The organism is Litoreibacter sp. GN1-5, from assembly GCF_055693805.1.
Map to the genome: position 1 here is coordinate 3,629,361 of NZ_JBVFUP010000001.1, position 24,725 is coordinate 3,654,085.

General features: G+C 53.7%; 30 protein-coding genes and 1 tRNA gene. 8 read left to right on the forward strand and 23 right to left on the reverse strand.

Annotated features, from left to right (window positions below):
* Window positions 1-2: 2 nt before the first annotated feature.
* Window positions 3-701 carry a hypothetical protein gene (locus ACZ1HF_RS18270; RefSeq protein WP_472658851.1) on the reverse strand — a complete coding sequence of 233 codons (699 nt, stop codon included), beginning with the start codon at window positions 699-701 and terminating at the stop codon, window positions 3-5.
* A gap of 82 nt (window positions 702-783) precedes the next feature.
* Window positions 784-2,967: an excinuclease ABC subunit UvrB gene (uvrB, locus tag ACZ1HF_RS18275; RefSeq protein ID WP_472658852.1), complete on the reverse strand. Its 2,184-nt coding sequence runs from the start codon at window positions 2,965-2,967 to the stop codon at window positions 784-786.
* A gap of 125 nt (window positions 2,968-3,092) precedes the next feature.
* On the opposite strand from uvrB, the gene ACZ1HF_RS18280 reads away from it, so the two are divergent.
* The gene (locus tag ACZ1HF_RS18280; RefSeq protein ID WP_472658853.1) at window positions 3,093-3,404 is read left to right on the forward strand and encodes an ETC complex I subunit; all 312 of its coding nucleotides are present in this window, start codon (window positions 3,093-3,095) and stop codon (window positions 3,402-3,404) included.
* Here ACZ1HF_RS18280 and ACZ1HF_RS18285 read toward each other — a convergent pair.
* The 8 genes from ACZ1HF_RS18285 to ACZ1HF_RS18320 form a co-directional block, all read right to left on the reverse strand.
* Entirely contained in the window at window positions 3,398-4,039 is a 642-nt protein-coding gene (locus tag ACZ1HF_RS18285) for a CDP-alcohol phosphatidyltransferase family protein (protein ID WP_472658854.1), read from the reverse strand. The two genes, ACZ1HF_RS18280 and ACZ1HF_RS18285, sit on opposite strands and share 7 nt — an antisense overlap.
* Complete coding sequence (locus ACZ1HF_RS18290) at window positions 4,036-4,419, reverse strand: hypothetical protein (RefSeq protein ID WP_472658855.1); 384 nt, start codon at window positions 4,417-4,419, stop codon at window positions 4,036-4,038. The genes ACZ1HF_RS18285 and ACZ1HF_RS18290 overlap by 4 nt, the downstream gene beginning before the upstream one ends.
* Window positions 4,419-5,366 (reverse strand): phosphatidate cytidylyltransferase, encoded by a 948-nt coding sequence (locus ACZ1HF_RS18295; RefSeq protein ID WP_472658856.1) that lies wholly within the window; start codon window positions 5,364-5,366, stop codon window positions 4,419-4,421. Before ACZ1HF_RS18295 ends, ACZ1HF_RS18290 begins: the two co-directional genes overlap by 1 nt.
* On the reverse strand, window positions 5,363-5,848 hold the full coding sequence (locus ACZ1HF_RS18300; RefSeq protein WP_472659085.1) for a lysophospholipid acyltransferase family protein: 486 nt from the start codon (window positions 5,846-5,848) through the stop codon (window positions 5,363-5,365). The genes ACZ1HF_RS18295 and ACZ1HF_RS18300 overlap by 4 nt, the downstream gene beginning before the upstream one ends.
* Entirely contained in the window at window positions 5,731-6,003 is a 273-nt protein-coding gene (locus ACZ1HF_RS18305; protein WP_472658857.1) for a hypothetical protein, read from the reverse strand. The genes ACZ1HF_RS18300 and ACZ1HF_RS18305 overlap by 118 nt, the downstream gene beginning before the upstream one ends.
* Window positions 6,004-6,111: 108 nt before the next feature.
* A complete protein-coding gene (locus tag ACZ1HF_RS18310) occupies window positions 6,112-6,396 on the reverse strand; it encodes a hypothetical protein (RefSeq protein ID WP_472658858.1) in 285 nt (94 codons plus the stop codon).
* A gap of 31 nt (window positions 6,397-6,427) precedes the next feature.
* Complete coding sequence (locus tag ACZ1HF_RS18315; protein ID WP_472658859.1) at window positions 6,428-7,105, reverse strand: PspA/IM30 family protein; 678 nt, start codon at window positions 7,103-7,105, stop codon at window positions 6,428-6,430.
* A 107-nt stretch (window positions 7,106-7,212) separates the two neighbouring features.
* Window positions 7,213-7,806 carry a TetR/AcrR family transcriptional regulator gene (locus ACZ1HF_RS18320; protein ID WP_472658860.1) on the reverse strand — a complete coding sequence of 198 codons (594 nt, stop codon included), beginning with the start codon at window positions 7,804-7,806 and terminating at the stop codon, window positions 7,213-7,215.
* A 111-nt stretch (window positions 7,807-7,917) separates the two neighbouring features.
* Between ACZ1HF_RS18320 and ACZ1HF_RS18325 the strand changes: the two genes are divergently transcribed.
* A tRNA-Arg gene (locus ACZ1HF_RS18325) sits at window positions 7,918-7,994 on the forward strand.
* Between the two features lie 72 nt (window positions 7,995-8,066).
* On the opposite strand, the gene ACZ1HF_RS18330 is transcribed toward ACZ1HF_RS18325, so the two are convergent.
* From ACZ1HF_RS18330 to miaB, 5 genes are all read right to left on the reverse strand, one after another.
* Entirely contained in the window at window positions 8,067-9,545 is a 1,479-nt protein-coding gene (locus ACZ1HF_RS18330) for a hypothetical protein (RefSeq protein ID WP_472658861.1), read from the reverse strand.
* A gap of 154 nt (window positions 9,546-9,699) precedes the next feature.
* Complete coding sequence (locus ACZ1HF_RS18335) at window positions 9,700-10,710, reverse strand: PhoH family protein (RefSeq protein WP_472658862.1); 1,011 nt, start codon at window positions 10,708-10,710, stop codon at window positions 9,700-9,702.
* A 142-nt stretch (window positions 10,711-10,852) separates the two neighbouring features.
* Window positions 10,853-11,164, reverse strand: coding sequence for a hypothetical protein (locus ACZ1HF_RS18340; protein WP_472658863.1), 312 nt, complete (start codon window positions 11,162-11,164; stop codon window positions 10,853-10,855).
* Window positions 11,165-11,178: 14 nt separating this feature from the next.
* Complete coding sequence (locus tag ACZ1HF_RS18345; RefSeq protein ID WP_472658864.1) at window positions 11,179-11,730, reverse strand: OmpA family protein; 552 nt, start codon at window positions 11,728-11,730, stop codon at window positions 11,179-11,181.
* Window positions 11,731-11,946: 216 nt separating this feature from the next.
* Window positions 11,947-13,254, reverse strand: coding sequence for a tRNA (N6-isopentenyl adenosine(37)-C2)-methylthiotransferase MiaB (gene miaB, locus ACZ1HF_RS18350; RefSeq protein WP_472658865.1), 1,308 nt, complete (start codon window positions 13,252-13,254; stop codon window positions 11,947-11,949).
* A gap of 109 nt (window positions 13,255-13,363) precedes the next feature.
* Here miaB and ACZ1HF_RS18355 point away from each other — a divergent pair, with 109 nt between their 5' ends.
* Window positions 13,364-14,215, forward strand: a complete 852-nt coding sequence (locus ACZ1HF_RS18355; RefSeq protein WP_472658866.1) for a hypothetical protein — start codon at window positions 13,364-13,366, stop codon at window positions 14,213-14,215.
* Window positions 14,216-14,293: 78 nt separating this feature from the next.
* Here the strand turns inward: ACZ1HF_RS18355 and ACZ1HF_RS18360 are convergent, their stop codons facing one another.
* A complete protein-coding gene (locus ACZ1HF_RS18360; protein ID WP_472658867.1) occupies window positions 14,294-14,764 on the reverse strand; it encodes an Hsp20 family protein in 471 nt (156 codons plus the stop codon).
* A 277-nt stretch (window positions 14,765-15,041) separates the two neighbouring features.
* Between ACZ1HF_RS18360 and ACZ1HF_RS18365 the strand changes: the two genes are divergently transcribed.
* A complete protein-coding gene (locus ACZ1HF_RS18365) occupies window positions 15,042-15,407 on the forward strand; it encodes a hypothetical protein (RefSeq protein ID WP_472658868.1) in 366 nt (121 codons plus the stop codon).
* A gap of 1 nt (window position 15,408) precedes the next feature.
* Here ACZ1HF_RS18365 and ACZ1HF_RS18370 read toward each other — a convergent pair whose 3' ends face one another.
* The 4 genes from ACZ1HF_RS18370 to ACZ1HF_RS18385 form a co-directional block, all read right to left on the reverse strand.
* Window positions 15,409-16,248, reverse strand: coding sequence for a trypsin-like serine peptidase (locus ACZ1HF_RS18370; RefSeq protein ID WP_472658869.1), 840 nt, complete (start codon window positions 16,246-16,248; stop codon window positions 15,409-15,411).
* An 88-nt stretch (window positions 16,249-16,336) separates the two neighbouring features.
* Complete coding sequence (gene glcF / locus ACZ1HF_RS18375) at window positions 16,337-17,653, reverse strand: glycolate oxidase subunit GlcF (protein ID WP_472658870.1); 1,317 nt, start codon at window positions 17,651-17,653, stop codon at window positions 16,337-16,339.
* Window positions 17,654-17,657: 4 nt separating this feature from the next.
* Window positions 17,658-18,743 (reverse strand): FAD-binding protein, encoded by a 1,086-nt coding sequence (locus ACZ1HF_RS18380; RefSeq protein WP_472659086.1) that lies wholly within the window; start codon window positions 18,741-18,743, stop codon window positions 17,658-17,660.
* Window positions 18,744-18,811: 68 nt separating this feature from the next.
* Complete coding sequence (locus ACZ1HF_RS18385) at window positions 18,812-20,245, reverse strand: FAD-linked oxidase C-terminal domain-containing protein (protein ID WP_472658871.1); 1,434 nt, start codon at window positions 20,243-20,245, stop codon at window positions 18,812-18,814.
* Window positions 20,246-20,334: 89 nt separating this feature from the next.
* Here ACZ1HF_RS18385 and ACZ1HF_RS18390 point away from each other — a divergent pair, with 89 nt between their 5' ends.
* The 4 genes from ACZ1HF_RS18390 (at window position 20,335) to ACZ1HF_RS18405 (ending at window position 22,851) form a co-directional block, all read left to right on the forward strand.
* Window positions 20,335-21,042, forward strand: a complete 708-nt coding sequence (locus ACZ1HF_RS18390; protein ID WP_472658872.1) for a DUF599 domain-containing protein — start codon at window positions 20,335-20,337, stop codon at window positions 21,040-21,042.
* Window positions 21,043-21,079: 37 nt separating this feature from the next.
* A complete protein-coding gene (locus ACZ1HF_RS18395; RefSeq protein WP_472658873.1) occupies window positions 21,080-21,430 on the forward strand; it encodes a hypothetical protein in 351 nt (116 codons plus the stop codon).
* 277 nt (window positions 21,431-21,707) lie between these two features.
* Complete coding sequence (locus tag ACZ1HF_RS18400) at window positions 21,708-22,397, forward strand: transglutaminase-like domain-containing protein (RefSeq protein WP_472658874.1); 690 nt, start codon at window positions 21,708-21,710, stop codon at window positions 22,395-22,397.
* Window positions 22,384-22,851, forward strand: a complete 468-nt coding sequence (locus ACZ1HF_RS18405) for a hypothetical protein (protein ID WP_472658875.1) — start codon at window positions 22,384-22,386, stop codon at window positions 22,849-22,851. The genes ACZ1HF_RS18400 and ACZ1HF_RS18405 overlap by 14 nt, the downstream gene beginning before the upstream one ends.
* Before the next feature lie 166 nt (window positions 22,852-23,017).
* Here the strand turns inward: ACZ1HF_RS18405 and rimI are convergent, their stop codons facing one another.
* From rimI to ACZ1HF_RS18420, 3 genes are read right to left on the reverse strand one after another with little or no spacing between them, the layout of a single operon-like run.
* The gene (gene rimI, locus ACZ1HF_RS18410; protein WP_472658876.1) at window positions 23,018-23,443 is read right to left on the reverse strand and encodes a ribosomal protein S18-alanine N-acetyltransferase; all 426 of its coding nucleotides are present in this window, start codon (window positions 23,441-23,443) and stop codon (window positions 23,018-23,020) included.
* Complete coding sequence (gene tsaB / locus ACZ1HF_RS18415; RefSeq protein ID WP_472658877.1) at window positions 23,440-24,093, reverse strand: tRNA (adenosine(37)-N6)-threonylcarbamoyltransferase complex dimerization subunit type 1 TsaB; 654 nt, start codon at window positions 24,091-24,093, stop codon at window positions 23,440-23,442. Before tsaB ends, rimI begins: the two co-directional genes overlap by 4 nt.
* Window positions 24,083-24,643: a NifU family protein gene (locus tag ACZ1HF_RS18420; RefSeq protein ID WP_472658878.1), complete on the reverse strand. Its 561-nt coding sequence runs from the start codon at window positions 24,641-24,643 to the stop codon at window positions 24,083-24,085. The genes tsaB and ACZ1HF_RS18420 overlap by 11 nt, the downstream gene beginning before the upstream one ends.
* Window positions 24,644-24,725: the final 82 nt, after the last annotated feature.

Genomic DNA, 24,725 nt, shown 5'->3' on the forward strand with positions numbered 1-24,725 from the left:
GGTCAAATAGGACCTTTACCATCAACGTTTTCTAACTGCTTATCTAAGGTAGTCTCGAAGTTAATTGCATTTTTAATATCGAGTTTTGGAATTTCGTATACTTTTGATAAGTAAGAGATATCTCTAAATTCGTTGAACTCATCGAATAGAGTTCGAGTGGAGATGCCAAACTTGTCCAGAAGCGGATCGCCAAAGTATCGGCGTGGATCAATGACCACACCCGATGCAAATTTTGGCCTCCAACGCGCGACGTGATCATTCTCATATTCCAGATCAACAAGTGACTGGTTTACAATTTCAGCAAAAACTTTTTGACCGGGTCTTTTTTTTGACAGGCTTATGTACTCTCCATCCTTTTCTAAGGCATCGGTAAGTATTTCTTCACCGTCAGTTTTAAAGCCCAGTGTTGATAGTGGGCGCTCTACGTTAAACTTATTCTGTGCGAAATGGATGGCAAAGCGAATGCTTTGCAGCGATAGTCCAGCACAGCGAAATGCTTTGACTACTCGCAATTCAATTAGGTCTGAAAAGCTGAGTTCAGTGGCGTCGTCGATTGCTTTGTAGTACGCGTACCAAAGTGGTTCGTTTGATCCACTACCGCGCGTCCAGCGCAATATCTCTTGTGGCGTACTCCCAATCAAACGGGCCGCCTCGCGTGGGGAATAAACTCCTTCGCCAAGTATTTTTATATCAAGTGGCACAAAACCCTCCTACGAGTATCTTAACCTTCTATGATATGAATTTCCATTTGAGAAAGCCATTTAATGTAAATTTGATGTAATATTACTTCCTCCCCCGCCGTTTTACGCCACCTCGCTGTCCCGGCCTGCCAGCCGTTGACCGGCCCGCCATTTTAGCTGTCTCCCCGACCGCTTTCTCTACCGCATATTGCCGTGCAAGAGGGTCGTCTGACACGACCAAATCAACGGTTTCCAGCCGTTTCACCTCGTCGCGCAGGCGGGCTGCTTCTTCGAATTCTAGGTTCTCGGCCGCTTTGCGCATATCGGTTCGCAGGCCGTCCAGCACGGCTTCGAGGTTGGCACCATGAAGCGGTTTTTCGACTGTGGCGGTCACGCGGTTCATATCGACGTCACCTTTATACAGACCAGCCAGCACGTCTTCGACGTTTTTCTTGACAGTCTCCGGCGTAATGCCATGGGTCTTGTTATAAGCGATTTGCTTTTCACGGCGACGTTCTGTCTCGTGCATCGCGCGCTCCATGCTGCCGGTAATGCGGTCAGCGTACATGATTACCCTGCCATCCGCGTTTCGCGCAGCGCGGCCAATGGTCTGGATCAGTGAAGTTTCAGATCGCAGGAAGCCCTCTTTATCGGCATCCAGAATGGCCACGAGGCCGCATTCGGGGATGTCGAGACCTTCGCGCAGAAGGTTAATTCCAACAAGCACGTCAAAGGCACCAAGCCGCAGGTCGCGCAGGATTTCGATCCGTTCAATCGTGTCGATATCGGAATGCATATAGCGGACCTTGATGCCGTTCTCATGAAGGTATTCGGTCAAATCCTCGGCCATGCGTTTGGTCAAGGTTGTTACCAATGTGCGGTATCCGGCTTTAGATACGCGGCGGATTTCGTCCATCACGTCATCGACTTGCGTCTCAACCGGGCGGATTTCGATCACCGGGTCCAAAAGCCCCGTCGGGCGAATGACCTGTTCAACAAAAACACCGCCTGTCTGCTCGATCTCCCATGCGGCGGGGGTGGCAGAGACGAAGACGGATTGCGGACGCATGGCGTCCCATTCCTCGAACTTCAGCGGGCGGTTGTCCATGCAGCTTGGCAGGCGGAAGCCGTGTTCGGCCAAGGTGAATTTGCGTCGGTAGTCACCGCGATACATGCCGCCTATTTGCGGCACGCTCACATGGCTTTCATCGGCAAAAACGATGGCATTGTCCGGGATGAACTCGAATAAGGTGGGGGGCGGTTCGCCCGGCGCGCGACCTGTCAGGTAGCGCGAATAGTTCTCGATCCCGTTGCAGACGCCGGTGGCTTCCAGCATTTCGAGGTCGAAATTAGTGCGCTGCTCAAGGCGCTGGGCTTCCAGTAATTTGCCTTCGTCCACCAGCTGTTTAAGGCGAATGGTAAGCTCGGATTTGATGCCTTTGATCGCCTGCTGCATGGTTGGGCGTGGCGTGACGTAGTGGCTGTTGGCATAAACGCGGACGCGCTCAAAATCATCGGTTTTCTGGCCGGTGAGCGGGTCGAATTCCACAATCGTCTCAAGTTCTTCGCCGAAGAAGGATAATCGCCATGCGCGGTCATCCAAGTGAGCTGGCCATATCTCTAGGCTGTCGCCACGCACCCGAAAAGATCCACGCTGAAACGCCTGATCGTTACGGCGATATTGCTGGGCAACAAGGTCGGCCATAACCTTGCGCTGGTCGTATTCCTTACCTGCATGCAGATCAACGGTCATGGCACTGTAGGTTTCTACGGACCCGATGCCATAAATGCACGACACCGAGGCCACGATGATCACATCATCACGTTCCAGTAGTGCCCGCGTGGCAGAGTGGCGCATTCGGTCGATCTGCTCGTTAATCTGGCTTTCTTTCTCGATGAATGTGTCCGAGCGCGCGACATAGGCTTCGGGCTGATAGTAGTCGTAATAGCTGACGAAATACTCGACAGCATTGTCCGGGAAGAAACCTTTGAACTCGCCGTAAAGCTGTGCGGCGAGGGTTTTGTTCGGGGCCAGAATAATGGCGGGGCGTTGGGTTTCTTCGATCAGTTTGGCCATGGTGAAAGTTTTACCAGTGCCGGTTGCACCAAGCAGAACCTGATCACGTTCGCCGGACAGGATACCAGCAGTCAATTCCTTAATGGCCGTCGGTTGGTCGCCTGCGGGCTCGAACTCTGTGTCCATTCGGAAGCGAATGCCGCCTTCGAGCTTTTCATGCGGCACAGGTGGGGCAACAGCGGGCATAGCTTCGGGGGAATTGTTGTGCATGGGGCGATTCCTTAACTTAACCCTAAGATGATCCTTTTTTGTTCTTGTTCAAGCCGTGACGAATGGGCTCTTGCCAAAGGGTGTCAGGATGCGGATAAGAAAGATGATTTTGAGGAGAACTATCCATGCGCGCACGCATCTATCAGCCAGCTAAAACCGCGATGCAGTCGGGAACAGCGAAGACAAAATCCTGGGTTCTGGAATTTGTAGCTGAACAGGCGCGCGAGGTTGATCCGTTGATGGGATGGACATCGTCAAACGATACGCAAGCGCAGGTTAAGCTGACTTTTGAGACGAAAGAGGCAGCGCTGGACTATGCAAAGGACAAAGGTATCGACGTCGTCGTGACCGAGCCTAAGAAGCGCAAACCGGTGATCCGTCCCGGCGGGTATGGCGAAAATTTTGCAACGAACCGCCGGGGTGTTTGGACTCACTGAGCGTTCAGATAAGTGATCATATCATTTGCGCGTCTTAGCGCTGTTGCTGCTGTGCCGAGCATGACAACCCACAATGCAATTGTAAGCACCACGGATGTGTCCGTTATAAACGGCTCGAACACTGCCAAAATAGCTGCAACGGTGACGGTTGCCATGCGGTGAGGTTTGGCCATAGGGCCTGCGAAGTTGTTGCCAGCCCCTTCGGCACGCCCCAGCTCCCGAATATAGGCGGTCAGTACAGCCAAGGCAGCAGTAGCCCAGCCCAAAGCTGGCAGGCCGATACCATAGCCCAAACCTGCGAAGATCAGGATGTCGGCGATGCGGTCCGGTGCTTCATTCCAGAAGGGTCCGTCAGGGGCTGATTTGCCGCCTTCCACTGCGACCATCCCATCAAGTAAGTTGCAGATCAGCCGCAGTTGGCATCCCAAAGCTGCAATAATCAGGAGCGGGATACGGAAGATCCCGTCAACAAAACCGGCGCTCCAGAATGCCAGACCAGCAATCGCGGCGAAGGCTATGGCACCTTGCGATATCTCATTGGGTGTGATGTTCGATGCAGACAGGCGTTTTGCCAACTTTTGCGCCCAACCTGCACTGCGGGTTTTGATAGGCCGTCGGTTCGGGGCATCTGTCATGTCTTTGCCTTCCAGATAGTGTAGGAATAAAGGGCGGAATAGCTTGTGGCGACAGTCCACGGCAGAGCTATCGTCGTCAACAGCTCTGGCGTGCCCGCCAGCGAGTGGATCAGCGTTAGCAATGTGGCCGAGATTGCGCCCGCTGTCACCGGCGGCAACCACAGGGCTTTCGTACCTGTAAACCTTTGCGAAATTGCTTCAATCACTGACTTCAGCACCAAAGTGATACAGCCCGACAGCGTGCCTTGCACCAACCCCGCCGTAATCGCGTCAGGCAACGGATGCGCGCTATTGGCAAAGACGGCCCAACTGCCCATCAGCACGAAAGCCACGCCAACATGGGCATATCCGCTGGCGGCAATGGCGCGTAGCGGGCCCATCAAACGGTCCAGTAGTAGCGGACGATATGAAAGAAGATCGGTGCGGAGAAGACGACCGAATCCAGTCTGTCAATGAAACCGCCGTGACCTGCGATCAGATGACCCCAATCCTTGATCCCCCGATCCCGCTTGATTGCTGACATCACCAGCCCGCCGAAAAAGCCCATCAAGGTTATGACAAAAGACATACCTGCGGCCTCCAAAGGGGAAAATGGTGTGATCCAGTACAATAGCGTGCCGATCAACGTGGCGCTGAGAACGCCGCCAATCAGGCCTTCCCATGTTTTGGAGGGTGACAGGTTTGGCGCGACCTGATGTTTGCCCAGAAGTTTGCCCCAGACATATTGCAACACGTCGCTAAGCTGTACGACGACGATCAGAAAGGCGATAAGCAAGACGTTGCGGCCTGCATAGTCGGGGATGTCCAGCGTCAGCAGTGCCGGAACGTGCGAGGCGCAGAAGACGCAGATCATCAGTGCCCATTGGGTCTCTGCGACACGGATCAGGAAATCTTTCGACTCGCCGCGCAGGGCCGCGATGATTGGCATGATCAGAAACGCGTAGACCGGGATCATGATCGAATACATGCCGTACCAGTCTATCCAGATCAGGTAGTATTGAAGGGGAAGCACAATAGCGAACGCCACCAGAAGTGCCCAGTGATCGGCGCGGGATTTGGTGGTCAGCGTCAGGAATTCCCGCAGGGCCGCGAACGAACAGGCCAGAAAGAGCAGGATCACACCGGTGCGCCCGATGATGAAGGCCAGGGCCATCAGAACCACCATTGCCCACCATGCGTTGATACGGGCGTTCAGGTTCTCGATCGCGGGGTTAGACCCATCGGGGGCAACCCGGGTGCGCAAGGCAGCCCCGATCAGTGTGGCTACAGTCAGGAAAGCCAGAATGCCGCCCAGAAGCAGGAAGAAGTCTTGTAATGCGCTGCTCATACCGGGGCCTCCGTAGCGTCGGCCAGCTCCAGCAGGGCCGTTTGCGCGCGGGCAATGAAACCATCCTTGGTTTCACCTTCCTGCACATGGATGGGGTCGCCGAATGTGACCGTACAAATCAGTGGCAACGGGATAACTTCGCCCTTTGGCATGACCTTGTTGAGGTTGGAAATCCAGACCGGTACCAGATCAATATCGGGTCGCGCCGTGGCCATGTTGTAAATCCCGGCCTTGAAGGGCAACAGCTGCTCATCCGAATGGTTGCGCTGGCCTTCAGGAAAAATAATGACTGATGATCCTTCATTCATCGCCTCTATGATCAGCTCCATCGGGTCTTCTGTGCGCTGATCTGCGCGCCGGTCGATCAACACAGCGCGAAAGACCTCGCGGCCGATGAAAGCCCGCAGTTTGTTTTTGAGCCAATAATCTGCCGCAGCGACAGGGCGTGTTTCGCGTCGTAGGGCAGGGGTAGCACAGTCCAGATCAGAGGCAGGTCGCCATTGCTGGTGTGATTGGCGAAATAGATGCGTTGGTGTGGGCTGGGCTCGATTCCGCGCCAGATGGCGCGCGGCGCAGTTACAAAATGCGCAAACAGGGCAATCATTCGCCCAACAAGGGTAGCAAGATAGGCACGCATGGGAAACCTTTGGATTGGATTAACGGGTATAGTGCGCCGAAGTATCTGGATTTGTGAAGGAAAAACCGCACCCCGCGGCAAACGGGATGCGGCCCTTGGAAGCAGGACTTATGCGGCCTTGTCGGTCACAAACTCTTCAAGCAGTTTCTCATTACGTGCCTGCTCCAATCTCTGGATACGGTCCTCGCTGATGTGTTCATCGAAGCGATATTTCACAAAATTCACGAGGCTCAGAGTCAACATCATGATGCCAATGCCCCAATAGCCCTTGGTTGAAAGAGGGACGTCAGGCGACATGTAAAGGCTTAGGCCAAGCATGCCGTAGGCGATGATTACTCCAGCCAGATTGACCAGCATAATCAGGGCGTTATCGCTTTTGAATGTCTGTTCCATTTTATATTTCCTTCGCGTTGTCTGGATAGGGTTATTTCTTGGCTTTGAGACGTTGCAGAACGTCTGTGCCAGTAATTTTTGTGGCCGAGCCATAGCCTTGTGCGGCCATACGGTCCGTCAATGTGTCGTGGCTGAGGTCATGTTCGATGTCAGACAATATTTCCGCCTGCTCGAAGGGGTCATCCTTGCCAAGCACCTGTGCAATAAGCTCTTCTGCTTCAGCAACGCTGCTTTGGGCAGTCAGTGTCGTGTTCAGCCTGGATTGGATCGATTGTTCATGCCGAACGGCCTTAGCGGTAATCGCGCCCTGTTTCAGATCCACAATCCGTCGATGACCCGTTTCAACTGACTGGCGCAATTGCAGAATGCGCGTATCAAGTCGGTCCACAGTCTTGCGCCGCATCTCCAGTTCATTTTCAAGCTGAGCGATTGCATCAGCAGCCTGCATGGCAAGCTCTTCATTTTTGTCTTTAAGCGCTGCCTCTGCCCGTTTTGTCAGATCTGCGATCCGGGTTTCGACCGATTTGAGTTGGCGATCTTCCGCGCGATGGCGTTGGATCAGGCTTGCCAGCGTTGCCTTGGCCGCGCCTAGCGAGACCTGAGCTTCGCGGATTTTCTGCTCAATCAGCTCAATGGCGTAAGTGTCGCGAACCCGTTCCTCGGCACGGGCATTTGCACCGACCACAAGGGTTCTCAAAGTTCCAAACATCTATCTCTCCTACATGAAGTGTTTTTGAACGCTGTTCATAAATTCAATATAGAGATTCCTGAACGATGTTCAATAATAAAATGAACACTGTTCAGGAAAGATTGCAGCTATTTGGCTAAGTTCCTGAGAATTAAGGTAATCATTTTTTCTAATTTGGTTGTCGGAACAGCTGAAATGCGCTTTTCCAAACCCAAAAGGACGATTCCATGCACGGAAGAAAACAGCCCGCGGGTCATGAGCATGATGTCTTCACGAGTCATTTCAGGGAAGATTCGGGTCAGAGGCGTGGCGATGATTGATAATAGTTTCTCAAGTTCGGCCAAATACCATTGAGGGACATTCTGATCTGTCGACATCTCCAGATCAAACAGGGTGCGCCAGGCTGGCGTGTTTTGTTGTGCAAAATTTAGGTAGGCATGGGACATGATGATCAAAGTTTCGACAGGATCATCGCCTTTCTGTTTGTCCACAGCTGCTGTGACATGCGCGCCCAGACGTATGAAAGTCCGACCATTCACAGCCATGATAAGGTCGTTCAAATCACCAAACACATTGTAGATCGCGCCGGTAGCACATCCTGCTTCTTTTGCCAGATCACGCGCCTTGATCTGCTCGATCCCGCCCGCCGCTATCCGCGCTTCACCGATATCGATCAGTCTTCGGGTCAGCTCTTTGCGCTTCTGCTCAACCTTACCTGCCATGTCCGCCTCTTTATGAACCATGTTCAATTTTAAGCGCCTGGTGCAAAAAAGGGAAGGGGGCCGATCGCAGGTCTTGCCTTTAAGCGAATGGCATCGCAAAACGGGCGGAGCGGTCCCTTAGCTCAACTGGATAGAGCAGCTGACTTCTAATCAGCAGGTTGAGGGTTCGAGTCCTTCAGGGATCGCCAGTTTGTTTTGTGAAGTGACGAGGGGTGTTCGTCTTTTAGACGTCGGGCGTGACCTGTCCGCTTGGCTAAGCGCTAATCGATCCAGGCCCAGATAACTCTGTATCCCTCTGGCACATGCAGTTCTTCGCGTTCGCGATGTTCGCCGCCTTCCGCCAGCTCATCAACCATGATGCCGCCCTCGTTGAGCCATTGCTTGACGTCAGCAACTTGCGCGGATGTGACAAAATACACATACTCAGCCAACGGCCACGTCGAAGGTCCCTCCCATTGTGTCACACCCATGCGGATGTCCGCCATGTCGGCCCGGGCGCGAAGTGCGTCCAATATGGGCCAGGCTTTTTCCACGGAACCACCTTGAAAAGATCCATGATCCCTGTTGCCGTCGAAAAATTCTTCCAACGTGACAAGAGGCATGGGGCCGGATGAATACCCATCTGTTTCATAATCCGGGCCCAGACGTGTCAAGAGCGCCTTCAATTTATCTTCGGATATTTCGGGCTCGGCACCGTGGGCAGGGGTGTCTTTTGAGCCATTGTCATGCCCGCCCGCTGCACGTCTTGCAAAGCGCGTCATCACCTGCCTCGCGGCAAGCATTTGAAGCGACCAGCGATGGGTTGCCCTCAGGGACTTGCTTTCCTTTTCTTCGACCAGGTCACGTAGGTAAATAAGCCCGTCCTTTTGGAAGTCGTTCATCCACATAAGAAAGCTTTGCCCCCAAGGGAAGCCTTTTGGCGTGTCAATTTCTGTGACGACACACCCACGCATTGAGGCTTTGAAGTGGTGTTCTGTGATCGATTGAAGGTCAATCCCGTTGGCACTGTCTTTATAGAATGCTTGCGTCTTTTGGTGGTTCGGTTCATCAACTTCGATAGTCGCGTAAAAGCTTGGGGGCTCCTCAAGATGCTCATCAACCTCGGCGAACATAGCCGTCAGTTCTTCGTTTTGCTGATCGGCAAATTCGTAAAGATCCAACCCGTGAGTATCGGAAGCGTCTTGTATCCCTAAAACATCAACGTCCCGGGTGTCGAACCAAACGGGAAAATGGCCTTCGGAGTCGACAGGGCCACAGCGGTACTGACCGCATGTGTGCTCAGGGCGTAGCGGGAAATAGTTCCTTGCAACGTCGACGGGCGCGCGAACTTTCACCTTGGATTTTAACACAGGGTGGTGCGGTTTGGTTTTCAACAGCAATGTCAAAATTCGGTTTTGCCCTGACCACAAGAACCATATGGAAAAAACAAGAAACAAAAACCAGCCAAACAATGACCCCGAAATGATCGGCGCGATCAGGATGAACAAGGTCAGCAGGCCCGACACCGCGAGCGTTTCTTCATTCGCGTTCGGGAAAAGAGTGGCGTGGGCTGCTATAAGGGCGCACAAGATCACCATGACAAAGATCAGTGCAATTAGCGAGCCTGCTAAAATGCCGATGCCAATAAGGCTGGTGAGGGCAAATGCAACAAGCGGAACCATCACACCAACCGCAATGAGACGCCGCAGGCGCCATAATCTATATTTAATGTCTGGTAATGCAGGCCAATCAAAAGACAAGAAACACTCTCCGACTATTGTTCGCAATCTTTCAACAGAGAAATCGGGCGAAATTGGGACAGGTACTCATCTCATTGGGTGTCAATTTCGTCACACATTCGCCATCGGTTCAGAGCTGCCTGGCGAGCAAAGTCAAACTTGCTCGGTGCATGTTCTATTCCTTCGGCTCTACCTTGTCATAGGCTTCGATAATCCGGGCAACCAGCGGGTGTCGGACGACATCGTTGGATGTGAAATAGTTGAGCGAGACGCCTTTGACGCCCTTCAAAAGCTCTTCTGCCTCGCGTAGACCGGATTTCACGCCCCGGGGCAGGTCAACTTGCGTGCGGTCCCCGGTGATCACCATCCGCGATCCTTCCCCAAGACGGGTCAGAAACATCTTCATCTGCATGGTCGTTGCATTCTGCGCCTCGTCCAGAACAACAAAGGCGTTAGACAACGTCCGACCCCGCATGAAGGCCAGCGGTGCAATTTCAATCCGTTTGTCCTCAATTAGTTTGGTCGTCTGTTTACCCGGTAGAAAGTCGTTCAACGCATCATAAAGCGGCTGCATATACGGATCGACCTTGTCCTTCATATCGCCTGGCAGAAAGCCCAGACGTTCCCCAGCTTCGACGGCGGGGCGGCTTAGGATGATCTTATCGACCCGACCTGCCAGAAACATCGACACGCCCGCAGCCACGGCCAGATAGGTTTTGCCGGTCCCGGCAGGGCCGATGCCAAAGGCCAGTTCATGACTGAAAACAGAAGTTACATAGGCTTTTTGTGCTTGCGTGCGCGGTTCGACCGTTTTCTTACGCGTTTTGATTTCGATTTGACCGCCCTTGAACATCTCAAGCTGATCGCCATCACGCGTGCCTGTGCCCTTGTCGGAGCCCCCCATGCGCAGCTCTGCATCTATGTCCGCAGGTTCAACCGTTTTCCCGGCCTCAAGCCGCACATAAAGCGCGTTCAGAACCTGCGCACCGGCCTCACGTGCCTCCCCCATGACGGCCAGCTGATTGCCGCGCCGGATGATCTGCACGCCAAGTGCCTGTTCTATCTGAGCCAAGTTTCGGTCGAATTCCCCACAGAGATCAATCAGCAACCTGTTATCGGGATACTCCAGCAAAAGCTCGTGTCCGGTGATGTCCGCATCTGGCGGGGTCAGGTCGCTAAGGGTCAATAGGGGCTCCGTAATGAAATTTTACATATGGTGCCAATTCGGATGTCGGCTTGCAAGCGCAAGCGGGAAAACTTCACGCGTTTGACACAAAAAAGGCCGCAGAGATCATATCTGCAGCCTCTTTATTCACCATGCCCTGATTTTAAATCGGGTCGTCGATATCTGTGCCGGCTTTATATGCGCCGGTTGCGGTATTTGGCGGAGCAACGCCAGAACAGACCGGTTTGCCATTTGGATCAAGCCGCTGGGAAAGGTAGCCTTCCACACCGTCATCAATGATCCAGTGATCACATCCATTTGGATCGACCCAGATGCCCGCCTGAAGATCAGCCAAGCTCTTCTTGCCGCGCCCGAAGTCACGGGTTTTATCACCCTTATTGGCTTCCCCTAGATCAGAGCAGGCAGCCAAAGCCCCCATCATCACAGTGATCGTCATAATTTTGAATAGTTTCATCAAACCTCTCCTGATCACTGGACGCAGCGAATTTCGACACGGCGGTTTGCAGCCCGCCCTTCCGGTGTGTCATTCGAAGCTTTTGGCACACGTTCACCGAAACCGCGCACTGCGGATATTTTGGCCCCTGACGCCCGCGCAACCGCTGCAACCGCACGTGCCCGGCGCTCCGCCAAAGCGTTGTTGTAAGCGTCACTTGCCCGACTGTCCGTATGGCCCTCAATGACATAAGTTGCAGCTCGCTGAGACTTGAAATATTGCTCAAGGCGCTTACGGTTTTCAGCATTTATTGCTGCTTTATCCGTCGCAAAAAGCTGATCGGATGAAAATACTGCACAGGTTTTGGCCCGGCCGCACACAGGGCGACCATCACGTTGCAAATGCGGGCTCATGAAACCTTCGAAGCCATCATCCATCACCCAATGTTCGCACCCGTCCGGGTCAACCCAAATGGTGGGGACGTAGCTTTCGCCAGTGACTTTGCGTTCTTTCTCTACCAAGGCGTCATTTCCAGACGAAGTGTCTTGCGCAGCGGCGCTAACGGCTGATAGCGCAAATATCGCCATAGCTGCCCCACAACCCCTGAGCATTATTTGCATATTGTGTAGTTTTGTAATCATCACAGCCCCCCTTTTTGTTATGTCGCTCTAATGCAATCTTGCCGATCTTCCAAGGAATTATGCGACAGTGACCTGAACAAGACTGTATCAAGCCACATTGTAATTAAAAGAGAATTTTACATAGACGTTTAGGCAAACAGGTTTTCGCAAGATTAAACGACTTTAAGCCAGTTGCCCCGCAAGGGAATTGGTTGCATTTTCAACGATTTGGACCGTCTGTATGGTGCCGATATCCGTGGTGGGCGCATTTACATGAACAGCGTGCAGATAGTCGGATTTTCCGATCAACTGCCCTTCTTGCCTGCCGGTTTTCTCGAACAAAACCTTGACGGTGCGGCCAACCATGCTGGCCTGTGTCTGGTACTGCTGCTCTGACAGAAGCGCCTGCAGTTGGTGCAAGCGATCTTGCGCAACGCTATCGTCGACGGCTGCTTTCTCGGCTGCTGGTGTGCCGGGGCGTGGTGAATATTTGAAGGAATAGGCCTGTCCGTAATGTACCTCGCGCACCAGAGACATCGTGTCTTCGAAATCCTGATCTGTCTCGCCGGGGAAGCCGACAATGAAATCGCCTGACAGCAACAGGTCCGGGCGTGCTGTGCGGATACGCTCAATCAGACGCAGGTAAATGTCTGCTGTATGTTTGCGGTTCATTGCCTTCAGAATGCGATCTGATCCGGATTGAACGGGTAGGTGTAGGTATGGCATCAGCTTGTCACAGGTGCCAAAGGCGTCAATCAAGGCGTCGTCCATATCGTTGGGATGGCTGGTGGTGAAGCGGATACGGTCCAGCCCGTCGATCTTTGCCAAGGCCCAGATCAACCCGGCAAGGCCTTTCTCATGACCATGATAGGCATTGACGTTTTGGCCCAACAGCGTGATTTCCCGCACGCCGCGATCTACCAAATTCTGCGCTTCGCGCAGAACACGCGAGGCAGGGCGGCTGACTTCTGCACCACGCGTATAAGGAACCACGCAAAAGGCGCAAAACTTGTCACATCCTTCCTGTACGGTCAGAAAGGCAGTGGGTCTTGCGGTTGCCTTGGGTCGTGCCGGCATGTGATCGAACTTGTCTTCCTCGGGGAAGTCTGTGTCCAGCGCGGACTGTCCCGTCCCGGTCTTCGCCAGCAGGCTGGGCAAGCGGTGATAGGCTTGCGGGCCAACAACCAGATCAACCAGCGGCTGGCGGCGCATGATCTCTTCGCCTTCGGCTTGTGCCACACAACCTGCCACTCCGATCTTCAGATCGGGTTTCTCATCTTTCAACGGCCGCAGACGACCAAGTTCGGAATAGACCTTCTCTGCCGCCTTCTCTCGGATATGGCATGTGTTGAGCAAGATCATGTCGGCCTCTTCCATGGCCTGTGTCTGCTCATACCCTTCAGCGCCCAGCACTTCAGCCATGCGTTCACTGTCATAGACATTCATCTGACAGCCATAGGTTTTTATAAACAGTTTCTTTGGATCCGCCATGAGATATACCTTCTTGCGTATCTGCGGGACTTAACGCAGGTGGTCCGATCTTGCAATTCATGTCGCTATGGCTGAATTTACGACACGTTCGTCAAAGGCATAAAGCTCAATGCACTACAGGTCGATTAAAGCATTTACCGCCGCCGCACCGCTTGTAAAAGGCCCCGTGGCGATTGTGCTGTTGGAAGATGCAGCAGAGGTTGCGTCTACGATCGCCCATTGCCAGACCGTAGGCTTTGTCGAAATCGTAGTTGTAGGGACAGATGAGCTTTTGGCAGATGTGGATGACACCCTGCATCTTGTCACCCACGACATGAACGAAGCCAACGCCCTGGCTATGGTGATGAATGCCATAATCAGGACATGCCCCGGCCTGTGGCTGCATTACTGCTATAACACCGAATATCTTTACTACCCATTCTGCGAGACCCGGACCGTGCGGGAGCTGATTGCCTTCCACAGTGAAGAACGGCGCCACGCGATGATCACCTCTGTGGTTGATCTCTACAGCAACGATCTTGGAGCGCATCCAAACGCCGTATCACGCGAGACTGCCCATATGGACAGCGCAGGATATTACGCCCTGAGCCGCCCAGACGAGGAATGGCAGCCGCGGGACCGGCAGCAAGATTTGTTCGGTGGTTTGCGCTGGCGGTTTGAGGAACATATCCCCTGGAACCGCCGCCGGATCGACAGGGTTGGGCTGTTCAAATCCGTGAAAGGCTTGCAGCTACGCGACAATCACACGTTTAATATCGAGGAATATAACACCTATTCCTGCCCTTGGCACAACAACGTCTCGGCTGCGATCTGCTCTTTCCGCACCGCAAAAGCGTTGGCGACAAATCCCGGCTCAAAACACGATATCCCACATTTTTGGTGGCGAAACTCTATGCCGTTTCAATGGAATTCCACACAATTGATGGAATTGGGTCTGATGGAGCCGGGGCAATGGTTTTAGTGGTATTGCCCCTAATCGACTGAAAGGCATGGCCCCTTGGGCCATGCCTTCTAAAGCATTTTGCGAAACGCTATAAGATCAGGCTTCGATTGCCTTGGCTTTGGCCTTTTTGCCTTCAATCGTCTTGGCACCGGCGATCTCGATCTGGCGGGGTTTCAGCGCTTCGGGGACTTCGCGCATTAAGTCCACATGCAGCATTCCGTCCGCATGGGTCGCACCGGTTACGCGAACATGATCCGCCAGATGGAAACGTTTCTCGAACGCACGCGTGGCTATTCCGCGATGCAGATAAGTACGCTCCTCTGCCTCATCAGCCTTTTTGGCTGCTACGATCAGGGCGTTTTCACGTTGTTCAAGTGACAGGTCAGCCTCGCTAAAGCCAGCGACAGCAATAGAGATACGGTAGGCATCATCGCCCAGCTTCTCAATATTATAAGGCGGATAGGTCGAGGCGTTTACCTCGCTCGACAGAACTCGATCCATGATGTCCGCCACGCGGTCAAAGCCAACAGTGGCACGGTAAAGTGGGGAAAAATCATAAGCACGCATGTTGCATCCTTTCGAAAAAGCAATGTTGCGGTTCCGGCATCCTTCCACAATGGACAGGCTGCCTTGGTTTGAAACGTCTGAACCCATATTTGGCATCCAGACATTGAAGATTTGGGAAGCCGGTTTTGATGTTTCAAGAGACTGAGTAGCAACTTTCTGCGCAACTTCTCTACGTATCCGAAGCTTTTTTGCGCAATCAATATTATTTGAACTGAGCGCAACCAATGTCATCCTGAATTCATAAATTAAAAACAGACACAACAGGATTGGACAAAAAATGGATCAGGAGAAATCTGTATCACACCGCGCTCATACTATAGGCGTGTCAGATTATAGGCCATTTTCGAAGCTAAAGCCCGGCAAGTTGCAGCCGCTCTTTTTAAACCCCGCGATGCGATATCAAAAGTTCAAACCACAGCCTTTGTACAAGAAAAGTAATGCTGAACTTCGAGTCAATGTGGGAAGCCCCGGTCAGGCAAATGCACTGCGTAATGAGATTATGAAATATGCATCGGGCTTTGTAGATATGAGTTGTTCAATTATCCGTTCCAAAGATGGATGTGGGGTGCTTTTCAAGTTGCCACAACACGCGATGCCTGATCTGATGTCGCGACTGGCTGCTTTTGTTGGTATTCGGACTTAATTCAGGGCTTGATAAACAAAGCACCTGTCCCTGATGTTGAGGATTTTTCCTGCGTCCCCAGCGTTATGCGCCGTGCACCGCCGTTTTCGACCCGATTGAACACGCCATCTTCGGTTCTAAGCCGCTCAATCAATTCATTCAGGTGTGGATCAAGACCTGCTGTAAGGGCGACTTTCTTTGATCGCCATTCCGCTTTGGCAGAAACGACCGATACGATATGAGGGACGCCATCCTCTACGATGAACACCGGCGAGCCGGAGGCTCCGAAGTCTACATCGCAAGAGGTTACATAAACCCCCGGATCGCGGGCCAACACATGGCAGGTTTCTTGCAGAGACGGGGCCTCGGCCCGGTCTTTGGCATAAGACACAACCTGTAATTCCTGGCCAGTCTGGGCATATTCGAGCCCAGTCTGAAATGGCTTGATCGAGGGGTTTCGGATCGGTTGATCCAACTGGATCAGCGCCAGATCGGTGGCGACCCTGTCCACATGTTCGCGACTTTTGTAGACATAGCTTGGCAGCGTGACTGTGCGCCGCGCGTTGCGATACGCTGATGCGCGGCCACCGCGCCACCCTGCCAGAAATTCGATTTCCTGATCTTTCGCCCGCAGGCCAGTATGTGTGTCGTACAGGCAATGGGCGGCAGTCAGAACCAAATCCTGAGCAATCAGTGTGCCAGTGCAAAACCCTGATCGGCCGATATTTATTCGACCAACCCCCTGCCAAGCCTTAGTAGCATCAAAGGAGTCGAGGGATTTAAGCGCTGAGGCTGTGCCTTCCTCGGCTGCAGCCGGAAGGTTCAGACAGAGTAGGAAAATCACAGCCAAGAATTGCCGCATAGAACCTCCAGCACGTAATAATTTATTTACTACTCAAGACTTAAGGCAAGAATAGGGCGATGCCGCGTGCGGCAAACGACAACATCTTCTACCGCAAGATCGGAACCTTATCGTGGTGTTGGTTTTGTGTCAGGGCAGGTGGTTGCGGCCCGCCGGTCGCCCAGTCCAAAAGCTCGACCGTATGAACAATAGGCACCTGAGTGCCAGAACCGATCTGTATCATGCAGCCGATATTTCCCGCAGCAATAATATCCGGGTTTTTCGCTTCCAACGTCCTGACCTTCCGGTCTTTCAACTGCTGTGAAATCTCGGGCTGCATCAAGTTATATGTGCCTGCGCTGCCACAACACAGGTGTGGATCAGCAGGTTCAAGCACGGTGAAGCCCGCACTTTTCAACAGATCTTTCGGGTAGGTCTTGATCTGCTGGCCGTGTTGCAGGGAACAGGCCGCATGATATGCGACTTTCAGACCCTTATCTGCACCGTCAGGCAGATCAAGCTTCATCAGTACCTCCGAGACATCCATGGCAATCTCTGATACCGCTTTGGCTTGCTCTGCCAGCGGTTCATTGCGGAACATATGACCGTAATCCTTGACCGTCGTGCCGCACCCCGAAGTGTTGATAACGACGGCATCCAAGCCCTCTTTCATCTCATGCGTCCAAGCGGTGATGTTTCGCGCTGCAGTCGCATGGCTTTCCTGCGTCTTGCCCATATGATGCGTCAGCGCACCGCAACAACCTTGCCCCTGTGCGATTACCACATCGCACCCCAAACGGGTCAACAATCGGATCGTGGCGTCGTTGATATCCGTGTTGAGCGCCCTTTGTGCGCAACCCGTCATCAACGCGACACGCATCTTGCGCGGGCCTTGTGCCTTGAACACCTGCGGGTCATCATTGAGCGAAACCGGTGGGATGGTTTTGGGGGCCATCTCAAGCATCGCGCGCAAGCGCGCATCGGGCATTAGTCGGGCAAAAGGCCTGCCGATCTTGGCCCCCAGAAGCGCCAGCCGGAACCGCATCGGATAGGGCAGGATGCGCGCCAGGAGCCATCGTAGCGCGCGATCAGACCATGATCGGTTATAGTGCTGCTCGATATAGTCCCGCGCGTGATCCACAAGATGCATGTAATGCACGCCCGAAGGACAAGTGCTCATACAGGCAAGGCAACTAAGGCAACGGTCGATATGCTTGACGGTCTTAGCGTCAGGGACGCGATCATTTTCCAGCATATCCTTGATCAGATAAATCCGCCCACGCGGGCTGTCGAGTTCATCCCCCAGCACCTGATAGGTCGGGCAAGTCGCCGTGCAGAACCCGCAATGCACACAGGACCGCAGAATGTCATTAGATCGCTGGATCGCAGGGTCTTTGAGCTGTTGCGGAGTGAAGGTCGTTTCCATAAGTCTATCCCATCAATCCGGGGTCCAGAACGCCACGCGGGTCGAACTTGGCGCGCAATCCGGCAGCTATCTTGGTGACAGGGTCCGGTTCAGGATGAAACCGGGTTCCCCTACCGCGTATCAAGGTCGCATGGCCCGAGACACCGGCCAGTTTGCTGCGTATATCAACGCCCACTGGTACGCAGGCCCAGATCAAGCCACCGCCCCAATCCAGAAATTGCGTACCGCCAACGGCCTCTGATACCCGAGCACCATCCGAAGGTTTGACTGAAATCCTCCATATGTCCCCTGCCTGCCCGGCTAAAGGCGCGACATCGCGCAGGCCGGACCAAAGATTGGCACTGGCTTCGGGATCATCTAGAACTGTGATTTCACCGTAACTTTCAAGCAATTCGCTTAATTTTTTTGTGCGGTAGAGCACTGATTCCGCGAAGCCTTCCAGCCGCATATAGGTCTCGCCTTTGGTCACATCATGCGCCGCGCCGGATATTTCGAACGGTGATCCCAATGCCGCCGACATCGCCTCTGTGGCTTGTGTCACCGACAAGTTTTTTAGGATCAAGGTTGCAGTGGTGGCTGCTGCAGGAAGCACCTTGAACGAAACCTCGCTCAGCACGCCCAAAGTTCCGTATGATCCGGCCATCAGCTTAACCAGATCATAGCCCGTCACATTTTTCATGACGCGGCCGCCGTTTTTCAACAATGTTCCCGACCCATCCACAAACCGCACCCCAATCAAGCTATCGCGGCAAGCACCTGCCTGTATTCGGCGGGGCCCCGACACATTTGCCGCGACAACACCGCCGATTGTTGGTGTGCCCTTCGTGCCCAGAAGCTCGCGATGGTCCATTGGTTCAAATGGCAAGCGCTGGTTTTCAGCCACAAGTGTCGCTTCAACCTCGGCCACGGGTGTGCCGGCCTTCACCACAAGCGTCAGCGCACCGGGCTCATAAAGCTCGACACCGGACAGCTTGCCTGTTGTCAGCGTTGGGTTATCAACAAAACCGCGTGTGCCGCCTCCTACGACCCGAATAGGGCCGTCAGCACTTCGAATGGCCTCGGACAGCTCAGCCTCATTTTCTGGTGTTATCATCACTGTTTCCCAAATACTCTCGCCGAAGGCGATAAAATTTTTCGCATGAAAAATTGCACGTTTGCTCAGGCTGCGCGACGGGGCGCACTGGCCGCAAGTGGAAACACTTTTGCCGGGTTCAACAGCCATTTCGGGTCAAACACATCCTTCACCGCCATCTGGATCTCCAGATCCTCTGGTAAAAACTGATCAACCATCAAATCGCGCTTTTCGATACCCACCCCGTGCTCACCTGTCAGGCAACCACCTGCCTCAACGCACAGGCGCAGGATATCTGCCCCCATGGCCTCGCACAGTTCCAGATCACCGGGCTTGTTGGCATCAAACAGAATGAGCGGATGCATGTTCCCATCGCCCGCATGAAACACATTGCCCACGTCAAGCCCGTACTGCTTGGACAATTCTCCAATCCGCTTCAGCACGAACGGCAGGGACGAGACCGGGATCGTGCCATCCAAACACATGTAATCATTGATCTGACCCATAGCGCCAAAAGCTGATTTCCGGCCCAGCCAGATCGCAGCACTTTCTTCAGCCGATTTGCTTTCACGCAACTCCACCGGATTATGCTTGCGTGCAATCTGCAAAATCACGCCAAGCTGTTCATCGATCTCAGCTTCCGAACCCTCAACCTCGACAATCAACAATGCTTCACAATCTGGGTAGCCTGCGCGTGCATAGTTTTCGACCACTTGAATGACTTTGCGATCCATGAACTCAACAGCAACTGGCAAAACGCCTGCCTTGATGATGTCGGCGACGCAGGCACCAGCTACCTCGTTGCTGTCAAAGCCTATCAGAACGGGCCGCGCGCCTTCTGGTTTGCGCAAAATGCGCAGTGTAGCCTCGGTAACAATCCCAAGCTGCCCTTCAGAGCCGCAGATCAAACCCAGCAGATCATATCCTGCAGCGTCCAGATGCGCGCCGCCGATTTCGGCCACAGTGCCGTCCATCATCACCATCTTTACACCCAACAGGTTATTCGTCGTCACGCCATATTTCAGGCAATGGGCGCCACCGGAATTCATTGCGATATTGCCAGCGATCGCACAAGCCAACTGGCTGGACGGGTCGGGTGCATAAAAGAAATCATCAGCCTCAACCGCGCCGGTTACGCTCAGATTGGTCCGGCCCGTTTGGACGCGGATGTAGCGGTCGTCGTAATTCGTCTCAAGTACATCATTCATCCGCGCCACGCCTAAAATCACGCAATCCGCGGTGGGCAGCGCGCCGCCAGCCAACGACGTGCCAGAGCCACGTGGGACAACAGGAACTCTTTCCTCATCGCAGATTTTCAGAATGTCCGAGACCTCTTGCGTTGTGCGCGGCAGGGTCACGCAAAGTGGCGGGCATTTATAGGCGGTCAAGGCGTCACATTCGTAAGCGCGGGTGCCTGCCTCTTCATGGATCACCGCATCAGCGGGCAGGACTGCCTGAAAGCGTTCAACGATGCTGGCTTTACGGCTCATGATCTTTGTGTCTGGGGTCGGCATTTCCATGACAGCGCTCCATAATCTTAAAATTGGTAAAATAATATAACCAATTTTTGGATATGGCAAGTTTTTATCCTTCGCGATACCGTCCGCCCATGACATTATTTGATAGCCTTTCCCTGTTTAGCCCGTTTGATGGCGCAGGTTTGCTTTTGTTGTTGATCAGTTGGCTCGGTCTGAGTTGGTGGATCGAGCATCCCGGGGCATCACGCCCGTCTGTGACAGTGCTTATGGCTGACTACCGCCGGGATTGGATGAAAGAGATGGTCACGCGCGAGCCGCGCATTTTTGACGCGACCATCCTGTCTAACCTGCGGCAAGGTACGGCTTTCTTTGCATCAGGCTGCATGATTGCGATTGGTGGCGTGTTGGCGTTGATCGGCAATACTGAGCAGTTATCCGGTGTGGCGGTCGATTTCAGCTTGCAGGAACGTCCGGCGCTGATCTGGCAGGTCAAACTAATGGTTGTGGTGCTGTTTCTAACCCACGGGTTTCTCAAATTTGTCTGGGCGAACCGCCTGTTCGGTTATTGCGCCGTTCTTATGGCGGCCGTGCCCAACGATATATCCAATTCTCAAGCCTATCCCCGTGCGGCCCAGGCTGCTGAAATGAACATCCGGGCGGCATGGAATTTCAACCGTGGATTGCGCTCTATCTACTACGCTTTAGGCACTTTGGCGTGGCTTTTAGGGCCGATTGCCCTTCTTTTAGCGGTATGCGCGGTCTCTTGGTTGATTTGGGATAGGGAGTTTTCATCACGTCCCCGAGAAATTTTGCAGAGCGGGCTGCGCTCGGAGCCATAAAACTCTATATTGGGGCGCAGTGTAGTAGGAGAGAGTTATGCGACGTATCCTGATGATCCTGTGCCTTCTGGCCACGCCTGGTTTTGCAGGTCAGGCGAAGATTGAGGCTGTCAATGCGCGCCAGTCCGGCGATAGCTGGAGCTTTGATGTCACGATCCGCCATGCCGATACCGGCTGGGATCATTATGCGGATGGATGGTCCGTCAATACCCCGGATGGGACAGAGTTGGGCTATCGCACTTTGCACCATCCCCACGAGAACGAGCAGCCCTTTACCCGGTCTCTGTCAGGCGTCGTCGTGCCAGATGGCGTAACCGAGGTGATCATCCGCGCCCATGACAGCGTGCATGGCTGGTCTGACCAGACCTATACAGTGAAACTGCGCTAGGGCGCCGATTGGCAGAGTATAGTACCAGACAGGCTTGGCGTTGTAGTTATGGTCTTGATCTAAGGCGAAATTGTTAATGTCCGGTTCAAGCCCATTTTACCCGACGCTGCGCGCTATTCTTATGGCGGGTTAGCGCGCTTAACAGACTTGGGTTTTGGCCTCAAGAAAACCGAGTGCCAGTTCGTCATGTGGCCCTTGGCCAATTGGGTCTTGATCCAGAAATGAAACGTTGACTTGCCTCAATGCGAAGGAAATCAAGGCTTGGTAATCTACTTCTATGAATAATCTTGCTGATTACGATCACCCGACCATCAAAGAGTTGTCCGCTCGTTTGACTCAATCCGAGACAACGGCGCGCGGCAAGCTCGACCGAATTTTCCACTATGTGCGCGATGATGTCCGGTTTGGCTTCCCGGTGGACGGTGACTTTGTGAAAGCGTCGGACACGATCCGGCTGGGTTACGGGCAATGTAACACAAAGGCGACGCTGTTGCTTGCCCTGTGCAAGGCTTCTAGCATTCCGGCGCGCATCCACTTCTCGCTGATCACGAAGGACATCCAGAAGGGCTTTTTTACAGGTCTCGCCTATTGGCTGATGCCCAAAGAAATCTCCCATTCGTGGATTGAGGTAGAAATCGAGGGCCGCTGGCGGCGGATCGACACGTTCATAAATGATCAGGCGTTGTTCAATGCGGCCAAGGCAAAAATCAAACGCCTGGGCTGGTCGGTGGGCTATTCGGTCGCGCTAGAGGATGGCGACGCCAGTGCCGACCTGAACCTAGATCATGAGGTTTATCAACAGATGGCCGCATTGATCGATGATCACGGCACTTGGGACGACCCGTCCGCCTATTATGAGAGTGAAAAATACAGAAATCGGCCAGACGGTATGCGAATGTGGATCTATCGACATCTGATCGGCGGGATAAATCGCCGGGTTGAAGCGGTGCGCAATGAAAACCATTGAATTGGAAACAATTCTGCCGGCGCAAACCGAAGTTGTGTGGGACCATGTTCTTCAGCCGCGCCTCTTACTGTTCGTCGCCAAAGGCATGATGACTTTTCACCCCGTCGACCCGGATACGTTTCCTGAGTGTTGGTCTGAGGGCCGGTATAGAGTTCAGAAGTATTTTATGGGATTTCTACCAATTGGGTGGCAGGATATCGGTATTGAAATAATGCCAGATCAGGGCCGAATGCATCGTATACGCGATAACGGCCGTGGCTGGCTTATACCGATCTGGGATCACATGATTACAGTCGAACCTGTTGATGGCGGAACGCGGTATTTAGATCGCGTGAAGATCGATGCTGGAATCCTTACGCCTGTAGTCGCGGCATTCGCCCGCCGCTTCTATGCCCATAGACAGCAACGCTTGCGCACGTTCGTCGAAGCAGATTTTGACTATGCGGAGTGTTGATCGCAATCTGTCGCGATATGCTGAAACCGGTAATTATGTTGATTGGCTTAAACGACAGTTGCGTCCCAACGGTGGACGATGGGCCATGTTTGCTAGGTGTTAGGGTCAAGAGCGCCCGACATTCTACACGGGTCGTGCATTCGGACTCTTAGATGAGGCGCAGGATTTAACGGCCTGATCTCTCTACGGGCATAGCCAGAACCAGCGCATCCACTGTCTGTCCATCAGGTCTTTTGTAGTAATTCTTCCGCCTGCCAATCTGTTCGAACCCCGCAGTTTGGTACAGCTGACAAGCCGGTTTGTTATACTTGGCGACCTCCAGAAAGACCCGGTTTGCACCTGCGTTGCGGGCATGATCCTGAAACGCTGCGACCAACCTGCTGCCGATACCTTGCCTGCGCGCCTCTGGGGCCACTGCCAATGTGAGCAGCTCTGCCTCGCTCGCCACCAGACGGCCCAGCAGGAACCCGTCCGGTTCGCTTAGTAGGAACGTGGTCTCGCTCCCCAGCAGGCTGGAAAATTCCTCAGCCGACCAAGGGCGCGGTGTGGTGAAGCACACCCCATGCAATGCGGCCAATGCGTCGGGCGTCATGACAGAATTTTCGGAGCCGGATCGCGTGGCGGGGCCGCATCTGCCGGTCGCACATAAAGCGGGGCAGGGCGGGTGCCTGTATCTCCGTGCCTTAATGCGACACGCGCCAGGGTTTGGGCAAATTGCTGCGGGTCAAACGTAAGGGCTTGCCCACCGACATGCTGTGCGATGTCGCCAGCGGCATGGCCGATGGTGCTGATAGGCCCAGCGGAGAAAGTGAATTCATCCACAGCGCCGATCCTGATGTCGCTTATCGGTGTCCCGTCTTTGAAGACCTGCCAATATATCTTGTCTTGCCGTGCATCCACGCTGGCTATGACAGGCCCTGTCGCGCCGGAGGCCAGCACGTCAAGAGCGGATACACCAATCGCTGGAATGCCAAGTCCAAGCGCCAGACCACGCGCGGCGCTGACCGAGATGCGGATGCCTGTGAAGTTGCCCGGTCCCGTTCCGACGCCGATACAGTCCAGATCGGCCCATGATTTGCCTGCCTCTTCCAACAGGTCTTCAAGCAGCGGCATTAGCCGTTCGGCCTGTCCCTTTTGCATTGGCTCAAAGCGCTCTGCCAAAACCGTGTCACCGCATAGCAAAGCGGCCGCGCAATGCGCGGCCGATGTGTCAAAGGCAAGAACAAGCGTGTCAGGCGGCAACGGGCCTGACCTCTACCACCTCGGGGATATAGTGGCGCAGCAGGTTCTCGATACCCATTTTCAGCGTCAGAGTGGACGAGGGGCATCCGGCGCAAGCGCCCTGCATATGCAGATAGACAATGCCGCGATCAAAGCCGTGGAAGGTTATGTCACCGCCATCCTGCGCCACAGCAGGGCGCACGCGGGTGTCCAGCAGTTCCTTGATCTGGCTGACGATCTCGGCATCTTCGCCGGTATGTTCCGCATGGCCGGAATTCTCTGCCTCGCCCTCAATCGCAGGCTGGCCGGATTGAAAATGTTCCATCACTGCGCCCAGAATGGCCGGTTTGATATGGTCCCAATCAACATTTTCGGCCTTCGTGACTGTCACAAAGTCATTGCCCAGAAACACACCGGCCACGCCCTCAACCGCAAAGATGTGTGCGGCAAGCGGCGATTTTCCTGCTGTATCGGGCGCAGGAAAATCAGCGGTTCCCGTCCCAAGCACTGTTTGTCCGGGCAGGAATTTCAGCGTTGCCGGGTTTGGTGTGGATTCGGTTTGAATAAACATGGGGCACAATCCTTATCGTTCCTCTCAGATATGCGCCTGAAGGTCGCTTCTGTCAACCTTTTAGAATAATTCTAAACAGGAT

Bases quoted from the DNA above. Each gene is read 5' to 3' on its own strand.
- ACZ1HF_RS18390 (WP_472658872.1), top strand. From the start codon at position 20,335: ATGACATTATTTGATAGCCTTTCCCTGTTTAGCCCGTTTGATGGCGCA.
- ACZ1HF_RS18420 (WP_472658878.1), bottom strand. From the start codon at position 24,643: ATGTTTATTCAAACCGAATCCACACCAAACCCGGCAACGCTGAAATTC.
- ACZ1HF_RS18320 (WP_472658860.1), bottom strand. From the start codon at position 7,806: ATGGCAGGTAAGGTTGAGCAGAAGCGCAAAGAGCTGACCCGAAGACTG.
- ACZ1HF_RS18360 (WP_472658867.1), bottom strand. From the start codon at position 14,764: ATGCGTGCTTATGATTTTTCCCCACTTTACCGTGCCACTGTTGGCTTT.
- ACZ1HF_RS18285 (WP_472658854.1), bottom strand. From the start codon at position 4,039: ATGACAGATGCCCCGAACCGACGGCCTATCAAAACCCGCAGTGCAGGT.
- glcF (WP_472658870.1), bottom strand. From the start codon at position 17,653: ATGGAAACGACCTTCACTCCGCAACAGCTCAAAGACCCTGCGATCCAG.
- miaB (WP_472658865.1), bottom strand. From the start codon at position 13,254: ATGGCGGATCCAAAGAAACTGTTTATAAAAACCTATGGCTGTCAGATG.
- ACZ1HF_RS18315 (WP_472658859.1), bottom strand. From the start codon at position 7,105: ATGTTTGGAACTTTGAGAACCCTTGTGGTCGGTGCAAATGCCCGTGCC.
- ACZ1HF_RS18405 (WP_472658875.1), top strand. From the start codon at position 22,384: ATGAAAACCATTGAATTGGAAACAATTCTGCCGGCGCAAACCGAAGTT.
- ACZ1HF_RS18290 (WP_472658855.1), bottom strand. From the start codon at position 4,419: ATGGGCCCGCTACGCGCCATTGCCGCCAGCGGATATGCCCATGTTGGC.
- ACZ1HF_RS18370 (WP_472658869.1), bottom strand. From the start codon at position 16,248: ATGCGGCAATTCTTGGCTGTGATTTTCCTACTCTGTCTGAACCTTCCG.
- ACZ1HF_RS18340 (WP_472658863.1), bottom strand. From the start codon at position 11,164: ATGAAACTATTCAAAATTATGACGATCACTGTGATGATGGGGGCTTTG.
- rimI (WP_472658876.1), bottom strand. From the start codon at position 23,443: ATGACGCCCGACGCATTGGCCGCATTGCATGGGGTGTGCTTCACCACA.
- ACZ1HF_RS18280 (WP_472658853.1), top strand. From the start codon at position 3,093: ATGCGCGCACGCATCTATCAGCCAGCTAAAACCGCGATGCAGTCGGGA.
- uvrB (WP_472658852.1), bottom strand. From the start codon at position 2,967: ATGCACAACAATTCCCCCGAAGCTATGCCCGCTGTTGCCCCACCTGTG.
- ACZ1HF_RS18395 (WP_472658873.1), top strand. From the start codon at position 21,080: ATGCGACGTATCCTGATGATCCTGTGCCTTCTGGCCACGCCTGGTTTT.
- ACZ1HF_RS18355 (WP_472658866.1), top strand. From the start codon at position 13,364: ATGCACTACAGGTCGATTAAAGCATTTACCGCCGCCGCACCGCTTGTA.
- ACZ1HF_RS18400 (WP_472658874.1), top strand. From the start codon at position 21,708: ATGAATAATCTTGCTGATTACGATCACCCGACCATCAAAGAGTTGTCC.
- ACZ1HF_RS18345 (WP_472658864.1), bottom strand. From the start codon at position 11,730: ATGGCGATATTTGCGCTATCAGCCGTTAGCGCCGCTGCGCAAGACACT.
- ACZ1HF_RS18310 (WP_472658858.1), bottom strand. From the start codon at position 6,396: ATGGAACAGACATTCAAAAGCGATAACGCCCTGATTATGCTGGTCAAT.
- ACZ1HF_RS18365 (WP_472658868.1), top strand. From the start codon at position 15,042: ATGGATCAGGAGAAATCTGTATCACACCGCGCTCATACTATAGGCGTG.
- ACZ1HF_RS18385 (WP_472658871.1), bottom strand. From the start codon at position 20,245: ATGGAAATGCCGACCCCAGACACAAAGATCATGAGCCGTAAAGCCAGC.
- ACZ1HF_RS18305 (WP_472658857.1), bottom strand. From the start codon at position 6,003: ATGCGTGCCTATCTTGCTACCCTTGTTGGGCGAATGATTGCCCTGTTT.
- ACZ1HF_RS18295 (WP_472658856.1), bottom strand. From the start codon at position 5,366: ATGAGCAGCGCATTACAAGACTTCTTCCTGCTTCTGGGCGGCATTCTG.